The following is a 1,157-nucleotide window of genomic DNA, read 5'->3' as shown; positions in this document are numbered from 1 at the left end:
TGTCCTGTCGCAAAAATAACTTGCACGATTTTTGCAAGCCTTTCGGTATATTGGTTGCCGGAGGCAGAGATGCGTCAGATGCGTGCGGATGCGGTTATCGAGCTGGGACAGGAAGAGCGCCTGGAGCTGCAGAAAACGGCGCGCTCTCGGCGAACTCCCCAGGCGGTTGCGGTGCGTGCGCGCATCGTTTTGATGACCGCCGATGGCGCTGTGCCATCGATCATCTGCGAGGCCTTGGGTGTCTCTCAGCCGACGGTTCGCAAATGGCGCGCCCGCTATGTCGAACAAGGCCTTGCCGGTCTGCGCAGCGAAGCCAGGCCTGGCAGGCCCAGGTCGTTGGATGATCAACGTGTCGCCGATCTGCTGAACCAAGCCCTGCAGACCCGGCCGACCAAGCAGACGCACTGGAGCGTGCGCAGCTTCGCCGCAGAGGCCAACATCAGCAAGGACATGGCACACCGGCTGTTCCGCACTGCCGGCCTGCAGCCGCACCGCTCGCGCACATTCAAGCTGTCCAACGACCCGGCCTTCGTGGAGAAGGTGCGCGACATCACCGGGCTGTACCTGAACCCGCCCGATCACGCGCTGGTGCTGTGCGTCGATGAGAAGAGCCAGATCCAGGCACTGGAGAGATCGCAGCCGCTGCTGCCGATGGGCCTGGGCTACGTGGAGGGCGTCACGCATGACTATGTGCGCCACGGCACCACCACCTTGTTCGCGGCGCTCAACGTGGCCAACGGGCAAGTGATCTCCCGCGTGCGGACGCAGCATCGACATCAGGAGTTTCTGGACTTCTTGCGACAGATCGACCAGCAGACGCCCACGGAGTTGGACCTGCATCTCATCGTGGACAACTACTCGACTCACAAGCACGCCAAGGTCAAGACCTGGCTGGCCAAGCACCCGCGCTTTCACCTGCACTTCACGCCTACCTACAGCTCGTGGCTCAACCAGGTGGAGCGCTGGTTCGCCTTGATCACGGAGCGCGCCATCCGGCGCAACTCCTTCACAAGCGTTCGAGAGCTCAAGCAGCAGATCGAGCTATTCGTGCAGCGCTACAACGCGGATGCCTCGCCTTTCCAGTGGGTGGCTACGGCGGACTCGATCTTGAAGAAGGTCGAGAAAATCGCGAAGCGTATTTCTGCGACAGGACACTA

1 protein-coding gene is annotated in these 1,157 nt (G+C 61.6%); it reads left to right on the top strand.

Features of this window, described 5'->3' with window-relative positions; genetic code table 11:
- Nucleotides 1–78: 78 nt before the first annotated feature.
- On the top strand, nt 79–1,157 hold a 1,079-nt coding region (locus AC099J_RS31615), incomplete at its 3' end, for an IS630 family transposase (RefSeq protein ID WP_479619274.1).

The sequence above is a fragment of the Rhodoferax sp. RT4P68 genome (assembly GCF_056521305.1).
This window is presented reverse-complemented; position numbering and strand designations above follow the sequence as displayed.